The sequence below is a fragment of the Pseudomonas tehranensis genome (assembly GCF_014268615.1).
Classification (GTDB): domain Bacteria; phylum Pseudomonadota; class Gammaproteobacteria; order Pseudomonadales; family Pseudomonadaceae; genus Aquipseudomonas; species Aquipseudomonas tehranensis.
In genome coordinates, this window is the sequence record NZ_JABWQV010000337.1 from 1 (window position 1) to 4439 (window position 4439).

General features: G+C 61.9%; 5 protein-coding genes. All 5 read right to left on the reverse strand.

The window, feature by feature from the left end:
• Window positions 1–20: 20 nt before the first annotated feature.
• Complete coding sequence (gene hpaI / locus HU811_RS25340; protein WP_186658745.1) at window positions 21–818, reverse strand: 4-hydroxy-2-oxoheptanedioate aldolase; 798 nt, start codon at window positions 816–818, stop codon at window positions 21–23.
• 14 nt (window positions 819–832) lie between these two features.
• Window positions 833–1636 carry a 2-oxo-hept-4-ene-1,7-dioate hydratase gene (gene hpaH / locus HU811_RS25345; protein ID WP_186658748.1) on the reverse strand — a complete coding sequence of 268 codons (804 nt, stop codon included), beginning with the start codon at window positions 1634–1636 and terminating at the stop codon, window positions 833–835.
• A gap of 12 nt (window positions 1637–1648) precedes the next feature.
• Complete coding sequence (locus HU811_RS25350) at window positions 1649–2953, reverse strand: MFS transporter (protein WP_186658751.1); 1305 nt, start codon at window positions 2951–2953, stop codon at window positions 1649–1651.
• A 50-nt stretch (window positions 2954–3003) separates the two neighbouring features.
• On the reverse strand, window positions 3004–3396 hold the full coding sequence (locus HU811_RS25355; RefSeq protein ID WP_186658754.1) for a tautomerase family protein: 393 nt from the start codon (window positions 3394–3396) through the stop codon (window positions 3004–3006).
• A 91-nt stretch (window positions 3397–3487) separates the two neighbouring features.
• The gene (gene hpaD, locus HU811_RS25360; protein WP_186658757.1) at window positions 3488–4345 is read right to left on the reverse strand and encodes a 3,4-dihydroxyphenylacetate 2,3-dioxygenase; all 858 of its coding nucleotides are present in this window, start codon (window positions 4343–4345) and stop codon (window positions 3488–3490) included.
• Window positions 4346–4439: the final 94 nt, after the last annotated feature.

Genomic DNA, 4439 nt, shown 5'->3' on the forward strand with positions numbered 1-4439 from the left:
CCACGGGGGTTGTGGTGCTTTCAGTACACGCCGCTCGCCGCAGGTTTTGGTGTGTCTTTGAACCTCGCCGCGAGTGTCTGCAAACCCCGCATCAACACCGTCGTATCCACCCCCACCGCGACAAACGCAGCGCCGAGTTCGATATAGCGGCGGGCCAGGTTTTCATCCGCGCTGAGAATCCCGGCGGCCTTGCCGGCCTGGCGGATGCGGGCGATGGCGTCCTCGATGGCGGCTTGCACGTTCGGATGCCCGGGATTGCCACGAAAACCCATGGACGCGCTCAGGTCCGCCGGACCAATGAAGACCCCGTCGACACCTTCCACCGCTGCGATGGCATCCAGGTTGGCCAGGCCCTCGCGGCTTTCGATCTGCACCAGCAGGCACATCTGTTCGTCGGCCTCATCGAGGTAGCTGGCAATACTGTTCCAGCGTGATGCACGGGCCAGTGCACTGCCGACGCCTCGGACGCCTTGAGGCGGGTAATGAATGGCGCGCACCAGTTCGCGGGCCTGGTCGGCGCTTTCGACCATTGGCACCAACAAGGTTTGCACGCCGATGTCGAGCACCTGTTTGATCAACGCGGTGTCGCCGACCACCGGGCGGATCACCGGTTGGCTGGGGTAGGGGGCCACGGCCTGGAGCTGACCGAGCATCCCGCGCACATCATTGGGCGCGTGTTCGCCGTCGATCAGCAACCAGTCGAAGCCGGCGTTGGCCGCCAGTTCCGCACAGTACGCGTCGGCCAGGCCCAGCCACAGGCCAATCTGAGCCTCACCGCTGCGCAGGCGTTGCTTGAAGGTATTGATGGGCATGTCCATGAATCAGTCTCCGATCAGACGAAACGGCAAGCGATGGAACCGAGCATGTCGTAGTCGACATGGAAGGTATCCCCGGGGTTGGCCGCCACGGGACGGGTGAAGGAACCGCCGAGAATGATTTGCCCCGGTTGCAGGGTGACGTCGTAGGCCGCCAGTTTGTTCGCCAGCCAGGCCACGCCTTTGGCCGGGTGATTGAGCACCGCCGCCGAGACGCCGGATTCCTCGATCACACCGTTGCGGTAGAGCACCGCAGGCACCTTGCGCAGGTCGATTTCAGTGGGGCGCACCGCGCGCCCCCCCATGACCACGCCGGCGTTGGCGGCGTTGTCGGAGATGGTGTCGAAGACTTTGCGGGTGGTCTTGCTTTGTGGATCGATCTGCTGAATGCGGGCATCAATGATTTCCAGTGCCGGGATTACCCATTCGGTGGCGTCCAGCACGTCGAATACCGTCACGTTCGGGCCTTTCAACGGCTTGCCGAGGATGAACGCCAGTTCCACTTCTACCCGGGGCACGATGAAGCGCTCGAACGGGATGTCGGTGCCCTCGTCGAAAAACATGTCATCGAGCAGGGCGCCGTAGTCCGGCTCAGTGATGTTCGAGGAGACCTGCATGGCCCGTGAGGTCAGGCCGATCTTGTGGCCGACCAGCTTGCGGCCGTCCTTGATCTTTTGCGCAACCCAGGCGCGCTGGATGGCGTAGGCGTCGTCAATGGTGATGTTCGGGTGGTCGAGGGAAAACTGCCGCACCTGTTCGCGCGAACGTTCAGCATGATCGAGCCGGGCGGCGGCCTGCTGGATGAGGTTGTGATCGAGCATGACGAGAATCTCCTATTGAGGGTTGACGATGGCGGCCCGGGTGCGCAGCACCAACAGGCCACCCACGGCGATGAGCAGCGCCAGGACATAAAGGGCCAGGCTGGCGCTCTGGGTGGTGTCGCGCATCCAGCCGATCAGATAGGGCGCCAGGAATGAGGCAATGCTGCCGAAGGAACTGATCAGTGCGATGCCTGCAGCCTGGGTGTTGTTGGACAAGAAGGCCGGCGGCAATTGCCAGAACATCGGCAACGCCGCGCTGGCGCCCATACCCGCGACAATCAGCCCACCCAGTACCAGGGTTGGGCTGGTGGGTGAGAGACCGGCGATGGCAATGCCTGCCGCCGCCATCAGCAGCGGTACGCACAGGTGCCAGCGCCGTTCGCGATGGCGGTCTGACGAACGCCCGCAGCCGATCATGAAAAAGCAGCCCGCCAGGTAGGGCACGGCGCTGAGCAGCCCGACCTGGCCGTCGCTGCCGATGCCGGCGCCATGGATCAAGGTGGGCATCCAGAAAGCCAGGGTGTTTACTGCCAGCATCACGGCGAAATACACCGCTACCAGCAACCAGACCTGAGGGTTGTTGAGAATCGCCGAGAACGAGGTGATGGATTTGCGCTGCTCTTCAACGCTCAGTTGTTCGCGCAGTTGCTGCTTGGCACTGGGCGTAAGCCAGTTGACCGTCTCGAAACTGTCCGGCAGGCACTTGAGCACTACCAGGCCGAGCAGAATCACCGGCAGCCCTTCGATGACGAACATCCACTGCCATCCACGCAGGCCACCGAAGTCATGGAAGTGTTCAAGGATGCCGCCCGACAATGGCCCGCCAATCACTCCGGCCATCGGCACGGCAATGGCAAACAGCGCGGTCACCTGGGCGCGGCGCCGTGCCGGATACCAACGGTTGAGAAAGACCAGAATGCCCGGGAAGAAACCGGCTTCGGCCACCCCCAGCAGAAAGCGCAACACGTAGAACCCGGCGGCGCTTTCGATCAGGAACATGCCGGTGGACAAAGCCCCCCAGACCACCATCAGCGTGGCGATCCAGCGGCGCGGGCCGATCCGGTCCAGAGCGATGTTGCTCGGTACGCCGAACAGCGCGTAGGCGATGAAGAACAGGCCAGCGCCGAAGCCGTAGACCGTGTCGCTGAACTGCAGGTCGGCGCTCATCTGCATCTTGGCAAAGCCAATGTTGATGCGGTCCAGGTGGGCGAAAAGGTAGCAGACCAACAGCAATGGCATCAGTCGCCAGGTGACGGTGGCATGGGTGCGGTCGTGGGCGATTGTGCCGACAGTGTCGGCGGTATTGGCTGTGCTCATGATCTTGTACTTTTTGTCAGAGAGGCCGAAGGGCGAACGGGCAGGCGGGTTTAACGTGCCTGGGCGTTGAGGAAGGCGTGAACGTTATTCGCCTTGAAGTTGAGCTGTTCGTGCAGCTCGATCATCTCGAACGACAGCGCCAGCAGGCGCTGGGCCTGGAGTTCGGCGAAGTGCGTGGTGATCACTTCAAAGAGCGTTTGCGCCACTTTCTGGCGGGTAGCCAGGTCACGGCCATGGCCGGCCTTCAAGGTCATGTGCACGAAGGCATAGTCGTGCTTGCCGTCGGCCATGCGCCAGGTATCCAGGCGCACACCACGGCTGCGGATACCACCAAGGGGAAACACGCCGCTGTCACCCAGCAAGGTGTGGACCTTTTCAAACAGGCCGGGCAGATCGGCCTGTTGTTCGATGTTGTCAGTGTATTCAGCGATGAAGTGAGGCATGGGGGGCTCCTGCGTCGGCAGCTTTGAGTTGCAAGCTGCAAGCGGCAAGTCGAGGGTGCTCGGCTTGTAGCTTGTAGCTTGTGACCGTTACTTAAACCGGAAAAATGGCGTTGATCTGGCCGGTGCCGGAACTGCCAAAAGGCTCGGTGATGATTTCGGCAGGCTTGTCGTAGTCCGGCCCGCCGAGCAGTCCCAGCAACATCGCGGTGTCATGCATCTTGCCTTCACCGAAACAGTGCTCGGCGTAATCGGGCAGCATGGCGCAGAACTCTTTCCAGCGACCCTGGCGCCACAGCTCCACGACATGCAGGTCGACCTGTTTGTCGAACTCACGCGTCCAGCTGTGGATGTTGGCTTCGGCATTGCGATCATCGGAGAAACGGTGCGACAGCGAGCCGGAAGCCAGCACCAGCACCTTGCGATCACTTTTTTCGATGGCCCGGCGCACGGCGGCGCCGAAGGTGAAGCTGTCTTGCAGACGGTGCCAGGCGCACCAGGCGGCAATCGACACGACATTGAGTTTCTGTTCTGGCGGGACATCCATGTGCATGTAGCGCATGGGCACCAGCGTGCCGTATTCCAGCTCCAGGCTCGGGATGTTGTGGGCCAGGGTGCGCACGTCGGCGGCGTTGGCCTCGGCGGCGATCAATTCGCCTAGCTCCGGGGCTCCGGAGTATTCGTACTCCATGTTCTTGATGAAGTGCGGCAGCTCGTTGCTGGTGTAGATGCCTTTGAAATGCGCGCCACTGTTGACGTGGTAGGCGCTGTTGACCAGCCAATGCACGTCAAACACCACGGCGGTGTCGGCGCCCAGTTCACGGGCGCGGCGGCCGATTTCCTTATGGCCGGCAATGGCCGCCGCGCGGCAGCCGTGGTGTTTGCCCGGCAGCTCCGACAGGTACATCGAGGGAACGTGGCAGATTTTCGCAGCCAGGACGACTTCGCCCATGATGATTCTCCTGAAAAATTGTTCTTCTTGGGTCTTGGATAACGGATGAATCGGGTCTTGATGAGAAACTGTGGCGAGGGAGCTTGCTCCCGCT